Source organism: Companilactobacillus insicii, from assembly GCF_003946015.1.
Taxonomy (GTDB): domain Bacteria; phylum Bacillota; class Bacilli; order Lactobacillales; family Lactobacillaceae; genus Companilactobacillus; species Companilactobacillus insicii.
In genome coordinates this window covers 32,800-52,399 of sequence record NZ_RHNU01000005.1, presented here as the reverse complement: position 1 = coordinate 52,399, position 19,600 = coordinate 32,800, and the positions used below count along the sequence as shown (strand labels likewise).

Below are 19,600 nucleotides of genomic sequence, written 5' to 3'. Positions count from 1 at the left end.
AGACCACAAAGCAAGGAGGAACTTAGCATGGCTAAGCATGGAAAAAAATATATTGAAGCTATGAAGCAAGTGGATAAGGATAAGACTTACACTGCTACAGAAGCTGCTGACTTACTTAAAAAAGTAGATTATGCAAAATTTGACGCAACTGTTGAAGTTGCTATTAACTTGGATGTAGATCCAAAACAAGCTGATCAACAAATTCGTGGTGCCCTTGTTCTACCTAACGGAACAGGTAAATCACAAAAGGTTATCGTCTTCGCTGAAGGTGAACAAGCTAAGGCTGCTGAAGCTGCCGGTGCTGACATCGTTGGTTCTGACGACCTTGTTGAAAAGATTCAAGACGGTTGGTTGGACTTTGATGTTGCTGTTGCAACACCACCAATGATGGCTAAAGTTGGACGTTTAGGTCGTGTACTTGGACCTAAAGGTTTGATGCCTAACCCTAAGACAGGTACTGTAACAATGGATGTTACAAAGGCTGTTAATGATATTAAAGCTGGACAAGTTACTTACCGTGTAGATCCTAATGGTTTGATCCACGCACCTATCGGTAAGTTGTCATTCGATACTGACAAGATTGCTTCTAACTTTAACGCATTCTACGAAGCTATCGCAAAGGCACGTCCTGCATCATTGAAGGGTAACTATATTGTTAGTGTTAATATGACATCAACATTTGGCCCTGGTCTAAAAATCAACGCTTAATGTTGACTAATAACCAAAATAATGATAATGTACAATAGTTGATTTCTACCGAAGACTCAGGTGATGTGAATCTTAATATCCTGCCGAGGCCAGAAGATTGTTAATTAATCTCTGTGTCTTTCGGACGCAGAGATTTTATTTTAGCCGAAATTTGTAGAATTAACTAAAATAAATTGTGGAGGTGAAACGTAATAATGAAGCAAGAAAAACTAGCACAAAAAGAAGCACTCGTTAAAGAAGTTGCTGCTAACCTTAAGGGCGCTAAGTCAGTTATTGTTGTTGACTACTTAGGTCTTACTGTTGAACAAGCTACTGCTATGCGTGCTGAATTACGTGAGCAAGGTGCTACTATGCAAGTTATCAAGAACACTGTCTTGAGACGTGCAGCAGAAGAAGCTGGACTTGAAGGTCTAGAAGAATTCTTCGTTGGCCCAACAGCTATCGCTTATTCTGAAGAAGATCCAGTTGCACCTGCTAAAGTTGCTGCTAAGTATGCTAAAGATGTTGAATCCGTTGAAATCAAGGGTGGAATCATCGAAGGCAAGGCTGCATCTCTAGAAGAAATTCAAGCACTTGCAACACTACCAAACAGAGACGGTTTACTATCTATGTTGGTATCTGTATTACAAGCTCCAGTTCGCGACTTCGCATTGGCTGTTAAAGCTGTTGCTGAAAAGAAAGACGACGAACCAGCTGCTTAATTAAAAAACAAACATAATTCGGAGGACATTAAAATGGCTTTAGATACACAAAAGATTATCGATGATTTAAAAGATGCTTCAATTCTAGAACTTAACGACCTTGTTAAGGCTATCGAAGAAGAATTTGACGTTACAGCTGCTGCTCCAGTTGCTGCTGGTGCTGCTGCTGGTGGCGACGCTGCTGCTGAAAAAGACTCATTTGACGTTGAACTTACAGAAGCAGGTCAAGAAAAGGTTAAGGTTATCAAGGAAGTTCGTAGTATCACAGGACTTGGCTTGAAGGACTCAAAGGACCTTGTTGATGGTGCTCCTAAGGTTATCAAGGAAGGCGTTGCTAAGGCTGACGCTGAAGACATGAAGTCAAAACTTGAAGCTGTTGGCGCAACAGTTACATTGAAGTAATAACCTTTTATAAGTTTATTATGATAAAATTAATCCTCGTAAGAGGATTTTTTTTTACCCTCATTTTCGTTTTTTAGAAAGGAACAAATATGGCTAACCAATATTTTGAGAACTCAGATGATTTAGAGCATGAATTAAAAGACTTTAATTTTACTTTGCGAAATAACAATTTAACATTTACCTCTGATGCCGGAGTTTTTTCTCGCCAAACTGTTGATTTTGGTTCACGCGTCTTGATTGATGCAATTAACTTTGACGAAATTCCAGATGGCAATATGCTTGATGTAGGCTGTGGATATGGTCCCATTGGACTTTCACTTGCTAAAGAACAGGTGAATCGTAAAGCAGATATGACAGATGTTAATTTACGTGCGATAGATTTAGCAAAAAAAAATGCAGAAACGAATCATATTAAGAACGTTAATATTTTTGAATCTAATATTTATGACAATATTACAGAGAAGTATGCATTGGTAGTTTCTAATCCACCTATTAGAGCAGGAAAGAATGTTGTATCTGGTATCATTAGCGGTGCAAAGGATCATTTAGCTGATAATGGTGAATTGTGGATTGTTATTCAAAAGAAACAAGGTGCGCCTTCAGCTAAGAAGTTAATGGATTCAACATATGGCAATGTCGAAATCGTTACACGTGAAAAGGGCTATTACATTTTAAGAAGTAAGTTGGGTTAGTTATATGATTTTTTCTAATGAACAAATTAACGATTATATGGATCAGGCTATTGTGGAGGCGTTAAAAGCACAGGATCGTGCCGAAGTCCCGATAGGCTGTGTAATTGTAGATAATCAGACGGGAAAGATAATTGGTCGTGGTTCTAATGAACGTGAAGAGACGCAAGACGCAATTAAACACGCGGAGATTATAGCTATTGAACAGGCTTGCAAAGCGGTTGGCAGTTGGAGATTAGAGCATACAAGCTTGTTTGTAACTCTTGAACCTTGTCCAATGTGTGCGGGAGCTATTATTAATAGTAGGATTGAAGAAGTTATTTTTGGTGCCAGCGATCCTAAATCGGGATCAGTCGGATCTATCGTTAACTTATTAACAGAAACGCGCTATAATCACCAGCCTGAAGTGTTGGAACATGTTAAAGAAAAGGAAACTGGCGATTTATTACGCAATTTCTTTAGAGAAATTCGTCGTAAAAAGTAGCATTAATTCGTTATTTATAGTAATATAGTTATTGCCGAAAGGCCTTAGGGCAATGGTGCTCTTGTGAATCGTGTCAGGTTCGGAAGAAAGCAGCACTAAGTGAGTTGTACCATGTGCCTTTTGTTATGTATATTAGCCTCCTAATCTTAATTGATTAGGAGTTTTTTTTATTTGCATATGTGTAATCAATTTCATAAGTTTGTGTGAAAATTTGTGGTAAAATTTAAGTACTGTGTTAAGAGCAAGGAGGAAATATGGCATATCAAGCACTATATCGAGTTTGGCGTCCCCAAACTTTTTCAGATGTAATTGGTCAAGGCGTTATCACGCAGACTTTACGTAATGCTGTTGCAAGTAATATGACCAGTCATGCCTATTTATTCAGTGGACCCCGTGGTACCGGTAAGACTTCTTGCGCCAAAATCTTGGCAAAGGCAGTTAACTGCTTAAATCCACATGATGGGGAGCCTTGTAATGAATGTGAAATATGTAAGGCTGCCAATGAAAATCGTTTAAATGATGTGATTGAGATTGATGCCGCTTCTAATAATGGTGTTGAAGAGATCCGTGATATTCGTGACAAAGTAAAATATGCTCCAACTGAAGCTAAGTATAAAGTTTATATTATTGATGAAGTTCATATGCTTTCTCAAGGTGCTTTCAATGCTCTATTGAAGACTCTGGAAGAACCACCAGAAAATGTTATGTTTATTCTTGCGACTACTGAACCGCAAAAGATTCCGGCAACTATTATTTCAAGAACTCAAAGCTTTACGTTTAGAAGAATTTCGCGTCAAGATATTCTTGATCGTATGGTTTATATTTTGAATGACAAAAATATTAAATATGACGAAGAAGCACTTAATATCATTGCAGCGTCTGCTGAGGGTGGTATGCGTGATGCATTAAGTATTTTGGATCAGGCGTTGTCATATGGTGATGACGAGCTGACTTTGAAGAATGCACAAGAAGTTACAGGTGCTCTAAGTAATGAACAAATTGTTTCTTACATGACAGCCATTGCCGAGAATAGACCAGCTGATGCGTTGACTAGTTTGTATCAGATATTAGCAAGTGGTCGTTCAGCAATGCGATTTACTGAGATGATTATTCGAGTTTGTCGAAATCTCATATTGTATAATTCTAATTCGGATTTGTCCCAACAAATGGATAAGTCAGTAATGACAGATGAATTGTTAGCGATTGCTGATAAGTTTGATAATACTAGATTGTTCTATATAGTTGATCAAGTCAGTGCTACACAGAAGAATCTTAAGAATTCCAATCAAACTGATGTTTATATGGAAATTTTGACTGTTAAGATAAGTGAACCTAAAGTAGAACAGCAAGTATTGTCACCTTCTACATCTTCGCAAGAAGAGGTGGAAACACCAGTTGATAATCGTAAGGTTGAACAATTGGGAGATGAGATTGCTAGTTTAAAGCAAGAAATTAAACAATTATCAAATCAGTCGCAGACTCCTGCTTCAAATAGTCAAAACTATAATAGTAAGCCTAAACGAAGTAGTAAAAAAGGTACGCATTTGAATAAGACGGCAATTTATCAAGTTTTGGAAAATGCTACAAAAAATGATTTGAATACGGCAAAGGATATTTGGCCAGATTTAATGAGTATGTTGTCAATAACGCAACGTTCCATTATGAGTATTTCGGAACCAGTTGCCGCATCAAATGAAGGCATTGTTGTTGCTTTTGATTATGAGATGTGGTTTGAAACAGCACAAGATGGCTTCTTAGATGAGCTTACTAATAATGTTGGGAAGTTACTTAAGAAAGATTGCCAAGTTGTTTTAGTACCAAAGGCCCAATGGCCTGAAATTCGTAAAGAATATATTGCAAATAATATTGATTCTAATAAGAGTAACAATGTAGAATCTAAGTCAGAACAAAAGAAAACTGATCCAACTGTTGATGAAGCCCTTAAGTTATTTGGCGATGACGGTGTGGTTGAAGTTAAAGATGATTAGTAGAATAAATATACTTTAAAAGGAGAAGATAGTTATGAGTAAAGGAATGCCAAATATGGGTGGAATGGGCGGAAATATGGCCAACATTATGCGCCAAGCTCAAAAAATGCAAAAAGAAGTTGCAGCTGCTCAAGATCAATTAAGCAAAACAGATTATGAGGGACATTCAGTTGATGATTTTGCAATTGTCAAAATGAATGGTGATAAGAAAGTACTAGATATTAAAATCGATGAAAAGATTATTGATCCTGACGACCCTGATACATTACAAGACATGCTTATTGATGCATTGAATGATGGTATGGCTAAGGTCGACAAGGATAAAGATGCCAAGTTAGGTAAATACACAAACGGGTTGATGTAATAAATGAGATATCCAGAGCCGATTTCAAAATTAATTGATAGTTATATGATGTTGCCAGGAATTGGTCGTAAAACAGCGACAAGAATGGCATTCTTTACATTGGGCATGGATAAAAGTCAAGTTCAAGAATTTGCTGACAATCTGATGTCCGCCAAAACTGACTTAAGGTTTTGTAAAATTTGTGGAAATATCACTACAGATGAAGTTTGTTCAATCTGTAGCGATAAGAATCGTGATCAATCAACAATATTAGTTGTTGAACAGCCAAAGGATATAATGTCTTTGGATGATATGAATAGTTATAATGGACTGTATCACGTTCTAGGAGGGGTATTGTCTCCGGTCGATGGTGTTGGTCCTGAAGACCTGAATATCAAACTGCTGCTTAATCGTTTACGTGAAAACAGCAAAGTTAAAGAATTGATTATTGCTACAAACGCAACTCCAGAAGGAGAAGCGACAGCGCAATACTTAGCCAAACTAGTAAAACCGGCAGGTATAAAAGTAACTAGATTAGCGCATGGATTAGCCGTTGGATCAGACATTGAATATGCCGATGAAATGACTCTGAAGAGTGCTGTTCTGGGTCGCAGGGAGATTTAACATGTTTGGTAGAAAAAAAGCCAGTGTTGAAAAAATGGAAAATGATCGTTTAATGGATAGTATTCATCAGATTCAGCAACAAATCAGTAATTCACAACACATAATTAATAATTCATTGGAAGTTTCTGACGAGGCTAGATTACAATTAAGAATTGATCGAGCAAAGTATCAGTTTTTATATTTAGAAGCCAGGCGCCGCAAAGCTCAAGCTAAACATACGACTGATATTATTTTTGGAGATGAAGATACATTTTTAAAACAACCTAGCCGTGCGGAGAAACACTGGTAGTGAGTTACAAAGAATGTGAATAAAGCCGGCAATCTAAAACAGATTGTCGGCTTTATTAGATTTCATACTAGTCCATTCCAATAGCTTGTTTACCCAAACACCAATATCAAGTAAAATAGAATCAATGTATTAAAAGGGAGAATACCAGATGTCAGGGATATTTATATCATTCGAAGGTCCAGATGGGGCCGGAAAAACTACTGCTTTAAGCGCACTGATTCCTTTGTTAAAAGAACGTACTAGCAAAGAAATAGTCGAATCTCGAGAACCTGGTGGTAGTGAAATAGCCGAACAGATCAGAAAAATAATATTGACTGTTCATGATGAAAAAATGGATGATAGAACTGAAGCACTATTATACGCAGCTGCACGTCGACAACATGTGGTCGATGTAATTAGACCGACTTTGTCTGCGGGCAAGATACTGTTGAGTGATCGTTTTGTTGACAGTTCCATTGCTTATCAAGGTGGCGGACGTGAAATTGGAGCTAAAGAAGTCGCTGAAATAAACGACTTTGCTATTGATGGTACTTTACCAGATTTGACAATTTATTTTGATATTTTGCCTGAAATTGGGTTATCAAGAATTCGTAAGGATCATGAGGGAGAAATGGATCGTTTGGAACAAGAAGCATTGAGCTTCCATGAACGTGTTCACGACTCTTATCTTGACTTAGTAGTGGCTAATCCTGATAGAATAAAGAGTATTAATGCAAATCAGGCACCTGAAAAAGTCGTTTCTGATGCATTAGATGTTATTATTAAGAGATTTCCAAATGTATTTAACGGAGGAAAATAAAATGAAAGTAATTTTAGCAATCGTCCAAGATAAAGATAGTCAACAACTACAAACACATCTAGTAAAGGAGGGCTTTCGTGCAACACGTCTACCTTCAACTGGTGGATTTTTAAAGTCTGGTAACTCGACATTTATTATTGGTGTTGAAGAGGATAAGGTTGATCCAGCACTCGAGGTAATAAAGAAAACATGTCATACAAGAACACAATTTGTTACTTCAACTTTTGCATTACCAGAAGCTGCGGGAATTAATGATCCAATAGAAGTTCAAGTTGGAGGAGCTACTTGTTTTATCCTTCCTGTGGATAAATTTGTAAGATTTTAAAAATGGAAAATCTACTAGAAGAGCAAACCAGGGTACTGCATGAATTTCAAAAAATTATTAAATCTAATATGTTGTCACACGCTTATTTAATTGATAATGCTTCTTCTAAAGTCAGACAACAAGTGGCCATTTGGTTAGCTCAAAGTCAGTTTTGTGATAATCTACAAGATGGTATGCCAGATCAAACTTGTCAAAAATGTCAAACTATTGCGCTAGGTGATAATCCAGATGTATTGGAAGTTAGAACAGACAAGCAAAGTATTGGTGTTGATGATATTAAGTACTTCAAAAAAGAAGCAAATATGACGGCTACTCAAGGTAATCGCCGAATTTTGATTATTGATGAAGCTGAAAAAATGACTAATGCTGCAAGTAATAATCTGCTAAAAACTATTGAAGAACCCGAGGGTAATTTAATGATGATTTTGTTAGCAGATTCTGCTAAGCAAATGTTGCAGACGATTCGTTCACGTGTTCAAATATTTCATTTGTCGAATAAAAGTAATGAAGATGAAATTGATAGTTTAGTAGAACTGGGATACAAACCAGATCAGGCAAAAATAGCGTTAAAAATTTCTGATATTAAATTTTTACAAGCTACGACTGGTGAAAGTTATCAAAAGATGACATCAGCGTTAACTGTATGGATGAAAGAATGTAATCAGAAAAAAATAAATAGTTTTATAGATATACAGACTGATATAATGCCTTTAGTTGAGAATAAAGACCATCAACATTTGATTTTCGATATGATGAATCAGATATTTAGTGATATATTATCAATTAGGTACAATTTAAATAAATCTCTTCTTATAAGAGAAGATGTTCTTTCAAATAAAAGTATTCAACAGATTGTTAGTTTTTCAGATGAATTATTTAAAGCTGAAGAAATGTGGAAAAGCAACGTTGCATTTCAAGCAATTTTAGAGGATTTGTCATTAAAATTTGTGAGTTAGTAGGTGAAACAATGGCAGAAAAAGATTTGTATGACGAGTTTGAATCTATCTCTAATCAATTAGGTAGTTTGAGTAGCCAAATTGATGCTCTCAAGGAACGACTATCAAAAGATTTGGAAGAAAAAGAAGAACTTAAGATGGAGAACCACAATCTTCGCAAGCAATTAGAAAAGCTTGGTTATGAAGATAAGAGTTTCAATGAGAGTGAATTGCCTACTTCACGATTGAACCTAGAGAAGCTTTATCATAAGGGATTTCATGTTTGCCAGCAATTTTATGGTTCTCACCGTAAAGAAAATGAAGAATGTGTCTTCTGTTTAGGGGTAATTTACGGAAATCATAGTAAACCAAATAAAAAATAAGTAAGGGAGCATTTTGAATGATTGAACAAAGGAGTTTTGTTAATAATTCGAAGGGCTGCCTTTTTTTAGTGCCAACGCCAATTGGTAACTTAGATGACATGACCTTTCGAGCAGTCAAAACTTTACAAGATGCGGATTTAGTTGCTGCAGAAGATACTAGAAATACTAAGAACTTATTGAATCATTTTGATATTACAACTGATTTGATTAGTTTCCATGAACACAATACTGCACAACGAATACCCGAGTTGATTGAGAAGATGAATTCTGGAATTAACATTGCACAGGTCAGCGATGCTGGTACGCCTTCAATCAGTGATCCTGGTAAAGAATTGGTTAAAGCTGCTATTGAAGCGGAAATAGCTGTTGTTCCTCTACCTGGAGCAAGTGCATCAACGACGGCTTTAATTGCGTCAGGTATTGAACCACAACCATTTTATTTTTATGGATTCTTGCCGCGTAAAGGAAAAGAAAGAACGGAAGCTTTGGAAGATCTTTCTCAACGTAAAGAAACATCCATTATTTATGAATCACCATATAGAGTTGCAAAAACTGTTGAAGATTTAAAAAAATATTTTGGTGGTGACAGAAAGATAACGTTGGCACGTGAATTAACTAAGATTCATGAGGCATTTTTACGTGGAACAATCGATCAAGTAATTGAATACTATCAAGAACATGATCCTAAAGGTGAGTATGTTTTGGTTTTGTCTGGAAAGACAACTGAAGAAGTTGAAGATATGTCTGACTCTGAGATAATTAATTCAATCGATTTGTTGATTCAATCAGGAGAAAAACCTAATAAGGCGATTAAAGAAGTAGCTAGTCAGAATGATTTGCGTAAGCAAATTGTTTATAACTTATATCATGGTATTGGAAAGGAAGAATAAAGTGGCGGAACAAATTTACTCACAGGAAATAGAATTTCCATTTTATTTTGCAAATTTAACTGGTGATATGCGTTTATCATCATTGATTGATGCAATGTTATTGATATCAGAAAAGCAATTGCATGAATCCGATTCAGATAGTTCAGAGATGGTACAACGCGGTTTGGGCTGGGTTGTAGTCCAATATCATATGGATATAAAAAAGATGCCTACTTTAGGGCAAAAACTAAAAGTAAGTACTCGTGCTACTAGCTACAATAAATATTTCTTTTATCGTGATTTTTGGATCGATGATTCAGATGGTAATCGTATGGTAGAGTTGTCTAGTGCTTTTGTTATTATTGACGTTAAGGCACGTAAGATGGTTAGTGCTGCTGAACAGTTGACCGATATGTTTGGTGCTGAAGAAATTACTAAGATCAAACGATTTGCTCGGTTACGTGCTCCGGAAGACTATGATATTAAGACAAATCAACATATTGGTTATTACAATATTGATGTTAACCGTCATGTTAATAACTCTTATTATTTTGATTGGATGGTAGATTCTCTTGGAATAGATTTTGTCGAGAAACACCGTGCTAAGAGTATGGATATTAAATATGATAAGGAACTGAATATCCATAGTGAACCTGAAATTTTTGCTAAAGTAGATGAAGATAATTTGACAACAACTCATTGGATTAAGAGTAATGGTGAATTAAATGCGATTGCTAGGATCACGTGGGAAGAAAAATAATTGTATTTTTTTATGAAAAAGGTTGTAAGCATAATCTTTAGGTAGGGGTATTAACTTGTGGTAATATGTTTAAGTAAAATATTTTTGGGGTAGGATTCAAAGCGTAAAGTGCCGGCGGAACGGAATGTGAACACCGGACGAAGAGCTCTAGCTTGCGATTTTGTTTCCGCATTCGCCACTTTATATAGTTAGTTAATTCGTTAGCCTCTAGTTATATGTTGTGGCAGCTCCTACAAGGAGATGTCGTGAATGAATACGAACAGTCGAGTTATCAATGTCCACGAAATGACGTGGATGGCTTTATTAATTGCAATGGAGATGGTTTTGAGCAAACTGTCAATTGGTAGTAATACCTTGAAGGTTGGCTTCAGCTTCATAGCAATAGGACTAATGGGATACTATTTCGGACCATATAAGGCTGCCATTGCTAATGTAATTGCTGATATTATCAGTAACGTGATAATGCCAGCACCCGGTGGATTTTTCTGGGGCTTTACATTTTCAGCTTTAGTTGCAGGTCTTATATATGGATTTGTGCTTTACAATCATAAAGTAACGATCCTTAGAACTTTTGTAGCGGTATTATTGATTACAGTAATAGTTAATACTGGATTGAATACATTGTGGATTCAAATGATGACTAATTTACCATATTGGACATTGTTGGTTCCTAGAGTTCTTAAAGAATTATTTAGTCTAGTTTATCAAACAGGATTGTTATACTTGGTTCTTAAGTGGATCAGTAATTCTAGATTTAATAGAATCGGCCGTTAGTGGTCGATTTTTTTATTTGTAAAATTATTTGTACGGATCGGTAGTTTTACGAAAGACAGATTTCTGTGCTTGCTACAGACAACTAATGCGGCACCTCAGTTATCTTAGGCAATGCTCAAAATCTCCCGTCTTTCTCCACTCTCTGATTGAAACGAGTTGCGAAAGACAGATTTCTGCGCTTGCTACAGATAACTAATGCACCAACTGTGTTGGCACCTCAGTTATCTTAGGCAATGCTCAAAATCTCCCGTCTTTCTCCACTCTCTGATTGAAACGAGTTACGAAAATCAACTTCTTCCGTTTACTACGATTAGTGACCTCACCACTTCGTGGCAATCTCACTAACCTAGGTAATACTCGGAAGTTCCCGATTTTCTCCACTCTCTGTATTATTAATATTATGTGGTAAAATATTCCTATTAAGATTGAGGGGATTATATGAAAATTTTAGCTTTTGATACATCAAATAAGCCGCTAAGTGTTGCGGTTGTTGAGGATGATAAGGTTCTCGCACATATTGAGTCGACTGAAAAGAAGACTCATAGTGTTACACTCTTGCCCGATATCCAAAGTTCTTTGGCAGATGCCAATCTTTCAATCGATGATATCGATAGAATCGCTGTTGCAGATGGACCAGGTTCTTATACTGGGGTTAGAATTGCTGTGACTGTTGCTAAGACTTTGGCATTTACTTTGAACAAGCCCTTAGTTGGAATATCTAGCTTACAGTTACTTGCCGCTAATGGTGGGGATGGTAAGCTGTGCGTTCCTTTAATGGATGCTAGAAATGATAATGCTTATTCTGGAGTTTATTTGAATAAGCAAGGGGAAGTGGTTAATATTGTTGAGGATCAACATATTACTATGACCAAATTATTAGCATTGTTACAAAAATATGATGAAGATAAGCTTGAATTCATTAATGCCACTCAAAGATTAACCGATTTAATAAGAGAAAAATATCCTGATGCCGAAATTATGTCTGAAGAAGATAGTCTTCCAGATGCTACTAAGCTAGCTAAATTAGCTGAGGCTGCTGAGCCTGTGAAGGACATCGATAGTTTTGTTCCTACTTATTTGCGCTTAACACAGGCTGAACATGATTGGTATGAAAAAGGTCATAAGGACGATGGCAATATTTCCTATGTTGAGGAAGTTTAAAGAGACAATTTGGCCAACAGGACATGTAGAAAAATATTCCTTTGAGCAGCAATCGGTTAATATAGATGGTAGAAAATTTACATTGAGAAAGTCAGATCCCAGTGATACTGGTGATTTTATGGTTATCCAAGAGAAGGTTTATTCTAAGCCAGTCCCTTGGCCGACCGATATTGTTGATATGGAATTAAGAAATAGAAATGCTTTGTATTTGTCACTAGTAGAAAATAATGCTTGTGTGGCGTTTATTGGAGTATCGTTGAAAAATAAAAATGAAGCTCATATTACAAATATAGCGGTAATGCCAGGATTGCAACATCTGGGAATTGGTCACTTGTTCTTGAACCAAGTGTTCGAATATTGTCGTAAATATGAATTTTCATCCCTTTCACTTGAAGCGGATATTGAAAATGAATCCGCAATTAGTCTTTATCGAGCATTTGGGTTTAAAACTAGAACCATTCATGAGAAGTATTACTTTAGAAATCACCATGATGCATTAGAGATGGTGGTGGATCTGTAGGTGGAAGAAATTTTGAAAAAAGATACATTGATATTGTCGTTTGAGAGCAGTTGTGATGAAACAAGTGTAGCTGTAATCAAGAATGGCAAGGAAATACTATCAAATATAATTGCGACACAAATTAAGAGTCATCAGAGATTTGGTGGAGTTGTACCAGAAGTTGCAAGTCGTCATCACGTTGAGGAAATCACCCATTGTATTGAACTTGCAATGGATGAAGCTAATGTGACTTATGATGATATTGATGCCGTGGCTGTTACGTATGGACCAGGATTGGTTGGTTCATTGCTGATTGGAATCATGGCTGCTAAGACTGTTGCCTTTGCTCACAATTTGCCTTTAATCAAAGTAAATCATTTGGCAGGTCATATTTATTCGGCTAACTTTGTTACTGATTTGCAATATCCATTTATGGCATTACTAGTGTCAGGTGGCCACACTGAATTAGTATTAGTCACAGCGCCTGGGGAATTCCATACACTTGGAGATACTCGCGATGACGCTGTCGGTGAGGCTTACGATAAGATTGGACGTGTTTTGGGAATTAATTATCCAGCTGGTAAGCAAGTTGATCAAATGGCTGCAGTCGGCAATGATGTATTTGATTTTCCACGTGCTATGGTTCAAGAAGACAACCTAGATTTTAGTTTCAGTGGTCTAAAGAGTGCATTTATCAACCGTGTTCATCATGCGGATCAAGTTCATGAAAGCTTAAACAAAGATGATTTGGCCGCTAGTTTCCAAGGTGCGGTGTTGGATATCTTAAGTAATAAGACATTCCGTGCTTTGAAACAACATCCGGTTAATCAATTGGTCGTTGCTGGTGGGGTTGCCGCAAACCAAGGTTTACGTAAGAGACTAAAAGAAGAAATTGAGAAGCGTAATTTAGATATGGAATTAGTGTTCCCGCCATTAAGACTTTGTGGTGACAATGCTGCTATGATTGGTGCAATTGCACAAATTCAATTTGATCAAGGTGATTTTGCTGATTTGAGTTTGAATTCTGATCCGAGTTTAGATTTTTAGATAAAAATTAAAGAGCTAATATATTGAGATTTTTTAGGGTCTACGCCAAATAGTGTTAATGGATCCAAATTACACTGGAAGTACATCGAATGATGTGCTTCTTTTTTATTCGTGAATTAATTGAATTCTGACAAAGAAATGATCTAAGTTTCTAAATCTGTAACAATCTCTTTTCGTCTAGATTTAAGATAGTCCTGTTAAGAACATCACAACAATATATTGCTTTTTTAAGTTTGGAGGCTTAAATCGTAGCGTATGTTGTGATGCTTTTTTTACACATTATTATTTCACACATAGTAATTGACACAGTACAGTAGTGTGTATTATTATGTATTAGAAATAAATAAGTAAAATTAATAGAGGGTAATAAAATGGATGCAATTACTGTTAAACACGTAAGAAAAAGTTTTGGGAATCATTCAGTATTGAAAGATATGAATCTTGCAGTGAAACGAGGAGAAATTTTTACCTTACTGGGTGAAAATGGTTCTGGTAAGTCGACACTTATCAATATTTTGACGACAATCAGCTTAGCTGATGATGGAGAGGTACAAATTATGGGTCATCCGATAATGAGTGATGCTGGTTTAATTCGTGAGAATATTAGTTTAAATTCTCAAACCGTTACTTTAGATGACGAGTTCACTGGATATCAGAATTTGTTAATAATTGCTGAACTTAGATTATTAAAAAATGCTAAGACTGAAATTAAACAAATTTCTGAAAGATTGAATCTGACAAGTTTCTTGAATAAAAAAGTCGGTAAATATTCAGGTGGTATGAAACGTCGTTTGGATATTGCAATGTCATTGCTGGGAAATCCAGAAATTATCTTCTTAGATGAACCCACAACCGGTGTTGATCCTAAAAATAGAGTTGAACTATGGAATATTATTAAAGAAATTCGTGATTCTGGAAAAACGGTGTTTTTGACTACGCAATATCTTGATGAAGCCGACAAATTATCAGATCATATGGGATTTTTGAATGATGGAAAAATTGTATTGTATGGGACTCCAGATGAAATTAAGAAGAATGCCAGACGGTTTGTTCAAATCAATGTTGATTCGCCTAATGTAAATTTGGTAAATCTTCCTGAAGAAATGATTATTTCTAAAAACAATAAGGGGACTAGTTTTGTTGTTGATGAAAGAAATACTGATATTTGTATAAAGATATTGGTCAATGAGAATGTATCTATTCACAGCGTAGTTCCACAGGAGAATAGTTTAGAAGAAGTATTTTTTAATGTCACAAAAATTGATAGTGAGGGTAATTAAAATGCAATCAATCAAACAATTAATGGTTTTAACTAAAAGAATTTTGAAGCAAAACTTAACTAATATTGATACGGTTATTACGGTAATTCTAATGCCGTTGTTTATGTTAATGTTTTTTGTATATGTTTTAGGTGGCAATATTGCGATGGATGGCGTTAATGCCTCGACTGGAGAATATTTAAAATATGCTCTACCAGGTTTTCTGTTGGTGGCCATGGCTATGGGGTCGGCTTACACTGCCGTTCGTATCAATTTGGATAAGACCAAAGGATTTTTAAAACGTCTGCATTCATTACCAATCAAACGTTGGGTAATACTTGGGTCACATGTGCTGGCATCAGTAATTTTTATGATTATAAGTGAATCGGTAGTACTAATTGCTGGATTTGTAATGGGATATCGCCCAGATTTATCTGTGGGTAATTTTGCATTGTTTGTAGCAGTCTCGCTCTTATTTGCATTTACAATCACATTGATTGCAATTCCTTTTTCTCTGAAAGCAAATAGTGTAGAGTCAGCTGGCGGATTCTCATATATAATTCTGATGCTGTTGTTTGTAAGTTCTGCGTTCATACCTATGGATGGAATGATCAAACCAGTAAGGTGGTTTGCTGAAAATCAGCCAATGACAGCTCTAGTAGGTATAACGAGAGATTTATTGAACAATAATTTTTCATTCACTTCATCTAATTCTTTACAATCATTTGTGTGGTTGATTGGATTGATTATCTTATTTAGTCTTTTGTCATATCGTAGATATAAGATGTTTTCCGTTAAGTTGTAAATAGAATGTTAAAATTTCAAAAATAAATCAAAAATACCGCTCCAGTCCAAGCACAATGAAGTGCAAAGACCAGAACGGTATTTTGTTTATTAAAACTTATTTATATTTTTCTTCTAATCCACTCATCCAAAGTCCCAAAAGGGTCCCAAGTACAAATGCAATAATACTCAAAACAATTGTAATTCCAGTAACTCCAGCGTAGGAAATGGTCTCAGCTGAATATGGATTAGGAATCAAAATCAATATTGTACTTGCTAGTACGATTCCCAGAATAAAATGATAAACACGTGAATGATGATGTTCAATTAAGTATTCCATTCCCTTTGAGAACAATACCATAGCGACCATCCCACCAATAGCGATGGGCAAGAATACGCCAACGATATCGAAATTCTTAAATCCTGTCAGCATTGGTGTATACAGTCCAAGTATTAGTAACAGATTAGATGGGCTAAGTCCGGGTACTAAAACGCCCAGTGCTATCAACATACCGGCAATAGTGAATCCAATAAAGTTAGCTGGGATCGTTCCAAATATTTTACTCATGAAGAATAAGAACAATCCTCCAAAAATCAACATGAAGAAGAACCACATAACATCCACCATATCACGTCTACTACGTGAGGTAGAAGCTCGTATCAGTGACGGTAGAGTGCCGATAATTGCACCAGCAAATCCCCAAAGAACGATAACTTGATAGTGCTCAAGTAAGAATTCTAATGGCTTAGAAAGCAATCCAATTCCAACGACTCCACCGATTCCAACAGGTAGGAAGTACATGAAGTCCACTTTGAAGTTTTCACGGATATGAGCCATAAAGTGGAGAAGTCTTTCATAAATTCCTAATATTGCGGCAAGAACTCCACCAGATACTCCAGGTAAAATAAATCCAAGTGCAATTATGACACCCTTAAAAAATCGAATAAAAAAGTTCTCTTGTTTTTTGTTTTGCATAGTTTTCTCGACTCGCTTTATTATTAAGCCTCAGAATAGCAAAATTCTAACCTTAAGACAATTATTTGACTATTCCATGTCTTCCAGTTCCATAGATAATTCGGTCCATTGATCTTCTAAGTCGCTTTGTTTTGCTTTATTATCATCTAACTCTTTTTGGAAATCAGCTAGTTTTGTATATGAAGAAAGGTTTTCTTCTTTGGTCATTTCAGCTTGTATTTCTTCGTTACGTTTATCGATCTTAGAAATTTTGTCTTCTAAATCTTCAACTTGACGGCGTAATTTCCGCTCTTGCTTTTGTTGCTCTTTAGATTGTTGATACTGAACTTTTTTCTCACTGACGTTGTGTGTTTCACTTATTTCTTCAGATTTTTCTTTATCTTCAGTAGTTTTTTCTAAGTAATAGTCATAGTCACCTAGATAAATTTTGCTACCACTTGATCCAATATCAACGATTCTATCGGCTAATGTATTCAATAAATAACGGTCATGTGATACGAATAAGACAGTACCAGCAAATGAATTCAAGGCATCTTCTAGGACTTCCTTGCTGTCGATGTCCAAGTGGTTAGTAGGTTCGTCCATTACTAGGAAGTTGTCGTGTTCCATTGATAACTTAGTCAATGTTAAACGAGCCTTTTCGCCACCAGATAATCCAGCAACTGGCTTCAATACATCGTCACCACTGAATAAGAATGAACCTAATGTATTACGAATTACTTGCTCATCTAATAACGGATAACGATCCCATATTTCGTGGAGGACATCTTTTTGTGGATCTAGATTATTCAAGTTCTGATCATAATATCCAATTTGAACATTGGCACCAAATTGATAAGTACCTTCTAAAATTGGAATTTGACCAAGAATAGTTTTGAGTAGGGTAGATTTACCGATACCATTAGGACCGATGATACCAACACGTTCTCCCTTTTTAACATCAAGGTTAATTGGCTTAGACATAATTTGATCTTTTTCATAGCCAATTGCGGCATCTTTAATTAAAAGAACGTCATTACCACTTTCTTTGTCAATTTGAAATGAGAAATGAACAGATCCTTGATCAGAATCAGGTCGATCCATAACGTCCATTTTTTCAAGCTTCTTACGACGGCTTTGAGCCATTTTAGTAGTTGAAGCACGAACAATATTTTTTTGAATGTATTCTTCAGTCTTTTTGATCTCGGCTTGTTGTTCTTCGTAATGTTTCCATTCAACATCTTGATTACGTTTTTTCTCTTTTAAATAAAAAGTGTAATTACCAGAATAATGTTTTGATGAATGGTGATTTATCTCAACAATTTCTGTTACTACCTTATCCAAGAAATACTGATCGTGGGAGATGATTACTAGGGCACCACGATAGTTCTTCAAATAACCTTCTAGCCATTCAACGGTGTCAATATCCAGATGGTTAGTAGGTTCATCAAGTAATAATATATCATGATGTTCGAGAAGCATCTTAGCCATTGCCAGACGTGATCTCTCACCACCTGATAATGTGGATATTTTTTCTTGCCAAACATCTTCGTCGAAGCCGAATCCTTTTAAGACACTTCTAATTTCAGATTGATAACCATAACCGTTTTCTTGACGAAAGGTATTTTGCAATTGGTCGTATTGTTTTAAGATTTGATCATAATCACTAACGGTATTATCAGCTAATTTCCCTTCTAGTTCATGCATTTGCTTCTCTTGTTTTTTGAGATATTCGAAGACCTTTTCCATTTCATCAAATATCTTATTATCGCTATTTAATCCAGAATCCTGAGCTAAGTATCCGATATTTGTATCTTTTTTTAGGGCAATATTGCCGCTGTTGTAACTCTCTTGATCTGAAATTATTTTGAGTAGGGTAGATTTACCCACACCATTTCGACCAACGAGTCCGATTCTGCTGTTGTCTTGGACTTCAAAACTTACGTTTGAAAAAAGTTTTTTTGTTCCAAAATTCTTAGTTATGCTTTGGGCTTGTAATAAAATCAAGTTAATAAACTCCTTTGTATATTCACAATTTTATCATTAATTAGAATTTTCTGCCTTTTCTAGCCGTAACCTGTTGCGTTTTTGTCTGTTTTTAATTACTATAATAGTTAGTGAAACTACGCACATAACGGTGGGATAATATGACAAAAACAACAGTACCAAACGCAACTATAAAACGTTTACCAATTTATTACCGATACTTTCAATTTTTAAAGGATGAAGGTACCAAGAAAATCTCTTCAGGTGAATTGTCTGAGGGAGTAAAAATCGATAGTGCAACTATCAGACGTGACTTCTCATATCTGGGTGCACTTGGTAAGAGAGGATACGGTTATGATGTTAATGAGCTAGTTGCCTTCTTCAAAAAACTCTTGAATCAAGATAAGAGAACCAACGTCGCCTTAGTCGGTGTTGGCAATTTGGGTAATGCCTTATTAAATTATAACTTTTCTCGTACTAATAATGTAAGAATTGCCGCAGCTTTTGACATTGATGAGTCAATTGTTGGAACAGTTAAGAGTGGTGTTCCTGTTTATCACGTTAATGAATTGAAAGAACAGCTTAATTTGCAACAGATTGATGTCTGCATTTTGACTGTTTCATCTAATGCTGCTCAAACGACAGCTGATTTGTTAGCAGATGCAGGAGTTAAAGGGATTCTTAACTTTACACCTGTAATTATTAATGTTCCTAGCTCAATTCGTGTACATTATGTTGATTTAGCTAACGAATTGCAGACATTGATCTTCTTCTTGGATCGCGATAAGTCACTTGAAGAGGAAAAGAACGAAGATCAATAATCGATATAAAAATATT

Annotated in this window: 24 protein-coding genes, 1 other RNA gene, 1 riboswitch and 1 other annotated feature; of the genes, 23 read left to right on the top strand and 2 right to left on the bottom strand. The window is 35.9% G+C overall.

Annotated features, from left to right (window positions below):
- The first annotated feature begins 27 nt into the window (after positions 1–27).
- From rplA to EKM79_RS02655, 22 genes are all read left to right on the top strand, one after another.
- Positions 28–708 (top strand): 50S ribosomal protein L1, encoded by a 681-nt coding sequence (rplA, locus tag EKM79_RS02760; protein WP_125565661.1) that lies wholly within the window; start codon positions 28–30, stop codon positions 706–708.
- 30 nt (positions 709–738) lie between these two features.
- Positions 739–856 (top strand) — a sequence feature (ribosomal protein L10 leader region).
- 46 nt (positions 857–902) lie between these two features.
- Positions 903–1,409: a 50S ribosomal protein L10 gene (gene rplJ, locus EKM79_RS02755; RefSeq protein ID WP_125565659.1), complete on the top strand. Its 507-nt coding sequence runs from the start codon at positions 903–905 to the stop codon at positions 1,407–1,409.
- Positions 1,410–1,442: 33 nt separating this feature from the next.
- Positions 1,443–1,811, top strand: coding sequence for a 50S ribosomal protein L7/L12 (rplL, locus tag EKM79_RS02750; protein WP_125565657.1), 369 nt, complete (start codon positions 1,443–1,445; stop codon positions 1,809–1,811).
- Positions 1,812–1,900: 89 nt separating this feature from the next.
- Positions 1,901–2,503, top strand: coding sequence for a class I SAM-dependent methyltransferase (locus EKM79_RS02745; RefSeq protein ID WP_125565655.1), 603 nt, complete (start codon positions 1,901–1,903; stop codon positions 2,501–2,503).
- A 4-nt stretch (positions 2,504–2,507) separates the two neighbouring features.
- Positions 2,508–2,984 carry a nucleoside deaminase gene (locus EKM79_RS02740; RefSeq protein ID WP_164505983.1) on the top strand — a complete coding sequence of 159 codons (477 nt, stop codon included), beginning with the start codon at positions 2,508–2,510 and terminating at the stop codon, positions 2,982–2,984.
- A gap of 43 nt (positions 2,985–3,027) precedes the next feature.
- Positions 3,028–3,110: signal recognition particle sRNA small type (gene ffs / locus EKM79_RS02735), an RNA gene on the top strand.
- A 128-nt stretch (positions 3,111–3,238) separates the two neighbouring features.
- Complete coding sequence (gene dnaX / locus EKM79_RS02730; protein ID WP_125565653.1) at positions 3,239–4,972, top strand: DNA polymerase III subunit gamma/tau; 1,734 nt, start codon at positions 3,239–3,241, stop codon at positions 4,970–4,972.
- 55 nt (positions 4,973–5,027) lie between these two features.
- Positions 5,028–5,336: a YbaB/EbfC family nucleoid-associated protein gene (locus tag EKM79_RS02725; protein WP_342769515.1), complete on the top strand. Its 309-nt coding sequence runs from the start codon at positions 5,028–5,030 to the stop codon at positions 5,334–5,336.
- A gap of 3 nt (positions 5,337–5,339) precedes the next feature.
- Positions 5,340–5,939 carry a recombination mediator RecR gene (gene recR, locus EKM79_RS02720; protein WP_125565649.1) on the top strand — a complete coding sequence of 200 codons (600 nt, stop codon included), beginning with the start codon at positions 5,340–5,342 and terminating at the stop codon, positions 5,937–5,939.
- A gap of 1 nt (position 5,940) precedes the next feature.
- Complete coding sequence (locus EKM79_RS02715; RefSeq protein WP_125565647.1) at positions 5,941–6,228, top strand: YaaL family protein; 288 nt, start codon at positions 5,941–5,943, stop codon at positions 6,226–6,228.
- A 148-nt stretch (positions 6,229–6,376) separates the two neighbouring features.
- A complete protein-coding gene (gene tmk, locus EKM79_RS02710; protein ID WP_125565645.1) occupies positions 6,377–7,027 on the top strand; it encodes a dTMP kinase in 651 nt (216 codons plus the stop codon).
- Position 7,028: 1 nt separating this feature from the next.
- Entirely contained in the window at positions 7,029–7,352 is a 324-nt protein-coding gene (locus EKM79_RS02705; protein WP_125565643.1) for a cyclic-di-AMP receptor, read from the top strand.
- A gap of 2 nt (positions 7,353–7,354) precedes the next feature.
- Positions 7,355–8,308, top strand: a complete 954-nt coding sequence (locus EKM79_RS02700; protein ID WP_125565640.1) for a DNA polymerase III subunit delta' — start codon at positions 7,355–7,357, stop codon at positions 8,306–8,308.
- A gap of 11 nt (positions 8,309–8,319) precedes the next feature.
- Positions 8,320–8,670 (top strand): initiation control protein YabA, encoded by a 351-nt coding sequence (locus EKM79_RS02695; protein ID WP_125565638.1) that lies wholly within the window; start codon positions 8,320–8,322, stop codon positions 8,668–8,670.
- 17 nt (positions 8,671–8,687) lie between these two features.
- Entirely contained in the window at positions 8,688–9,560 is an 873-nt protein-coding gene (gene rsmI / locus EKM79_RS02690) for a 16S rRNA (cytidine(1402)-2'-O)-methyltransferase (protein WP_125565636.1), read from the top strand.
- A gap of 1 nt (position 9,561) precedes the next feature.
- On the top strand, positions 9,562–10,299 hold the full coding sequence (locus tag EKM79_RS02685; protein ID WP_246005604.1) for an acyl-[acyl-carrier-protein] thioesterase: 738 nt from the start codon (positions 9,562–9,564) through the stop codon (positions 10,297–10,299).
- Positions 10,300–10,382: 83 nt separating this feature from the next.
- A riboswitch (THF riboswitch) is annotated at positions 10,383–10,479 on the top strand.
- 69 nt (positions 10,480–10,548) lie between these two features.
- Positions 10,549–11,073 carry a folate family ECF transporter S component gene (locus EKM79_RS02680; protein ID WP_125565633.1) on the top strand — a complete coding sequence of 175 codons (525 nt, stop codon included), beginning with the start codon at positions 10,549–10,551 and terminating at the stop codon, positions 11,071–11,073.
- A gap of 438 nt (positions 11,074–11,511) precedes the next feature.
- Positions 11,512–12,234 (top strand): tRNA (adenosine(37)-N6)-threonylcarbamoyltransferase complex dimerization subunit type 1 TsaB, encoded by a 723-nt coding sequence (gene tsaB / locus EKM79_RS02675; protein WP_125565631.1) that lies wholly within the window; start codon positions 11,512–11,514, stop codon positions 12,232–12,234.
- The gene (gene rimI / locus EKM79_RS02670) at positions 12,203–12,754 is read left to right on the top strand and encodes a ribosomal protein S18-alanine N-acetyltransferase (protein WP_246005603.1); all 552 of its coding nucleotides are present in this window, start codon (positions 12,203–12,205) and stop codon (positions 12,752–12,754) included. Before tsaB ends, rimI begins: the two co-directional genes overlap by 32 nt.
- Before the next feature lie 9 nt (positions 12,755–12,763).
- Positions 12,764–13,780: a tRNA (adenosine(37)-N6)-threonylcarbamoyltransferase complex transferase subunit TsaD gene (gene tsaD / locus EKM79_RS02665; RefSeq protein WP_425454019.1), complete on the top strand. Its 1,017-nt coding sequence runs from the start codon at positions 12,764–12,766 to the stop codon at positions 13,778–13,780.
- Between the two features lie 371 nt (positions 13,781–14,151).
- Positions 14,152–15,060, top strand: a complete 909-nt coding sequence (locus EKM79_RS02660) for an ABC transporter ATP-binding protein (RefSeq protein WP_125565625.1) — start codon at positions 14,152–14,154, stop codon at positions 15,058–15,060.
- Position 15,061: 1 nt separating this feature from the next.
- Entirely contained in the window at positions 15,062–15,844 is a 783-nt protein-coding gene (locus tag EKM79_RS02655) for an ABC transporter permease (protein ID WP_125565623.1), read from the top strand.
- Positions 15,845–15,940: 96 nt separating this feature from the next.
- Here the strand turns inward: EKM79_RS02655 and EKM79_RS02650 are convergent, their stop codons facing one another.
- Positions 15,941–16,798 (bottom strand): DUF368 domain-containing protein, encoded by an 858-nt coding sequence (locus EKM79_RS02650; RefSeq protein WP_125565621.1) that lies wholly within the window; start codon positions 16,796–16,798, stop codon positions 15,941–15,943.
- Between the two features lie 69 nt (positions 16,799–16,867).
- Positions 16,868–18,784 carry an ABC-F family ATP-binding cassette domain-containing protein gene (locus EKM79_RS02645; protein WP_125565619.1) on the bottom strand — a complete coding sequence of 639 codons (1,917 nt, stop codon included), beginning with the start codon at positions 18,782–18,784 and terminating at the stop codon, positions 16,868–16,870.
- A gap of 140 nt (positions 18,785–18,924) precedes the next feature.
- Here EKM79_RS02645 and EKM79_RS02640 point away from each other — a divergent pair, with 140 nt between their 5' ends.
- Entirely contained in the window at positions 18,925–19,584 is a 660-nt protein-coding gene (locus EKM79_RS02640; RefSeq protein ID WP_125565617.1) for a redox-sensing transcriptional repressor Rex, read from the top strand.
- Positions 19,585–19,600 lie beyond the last annotated feature (16 nt).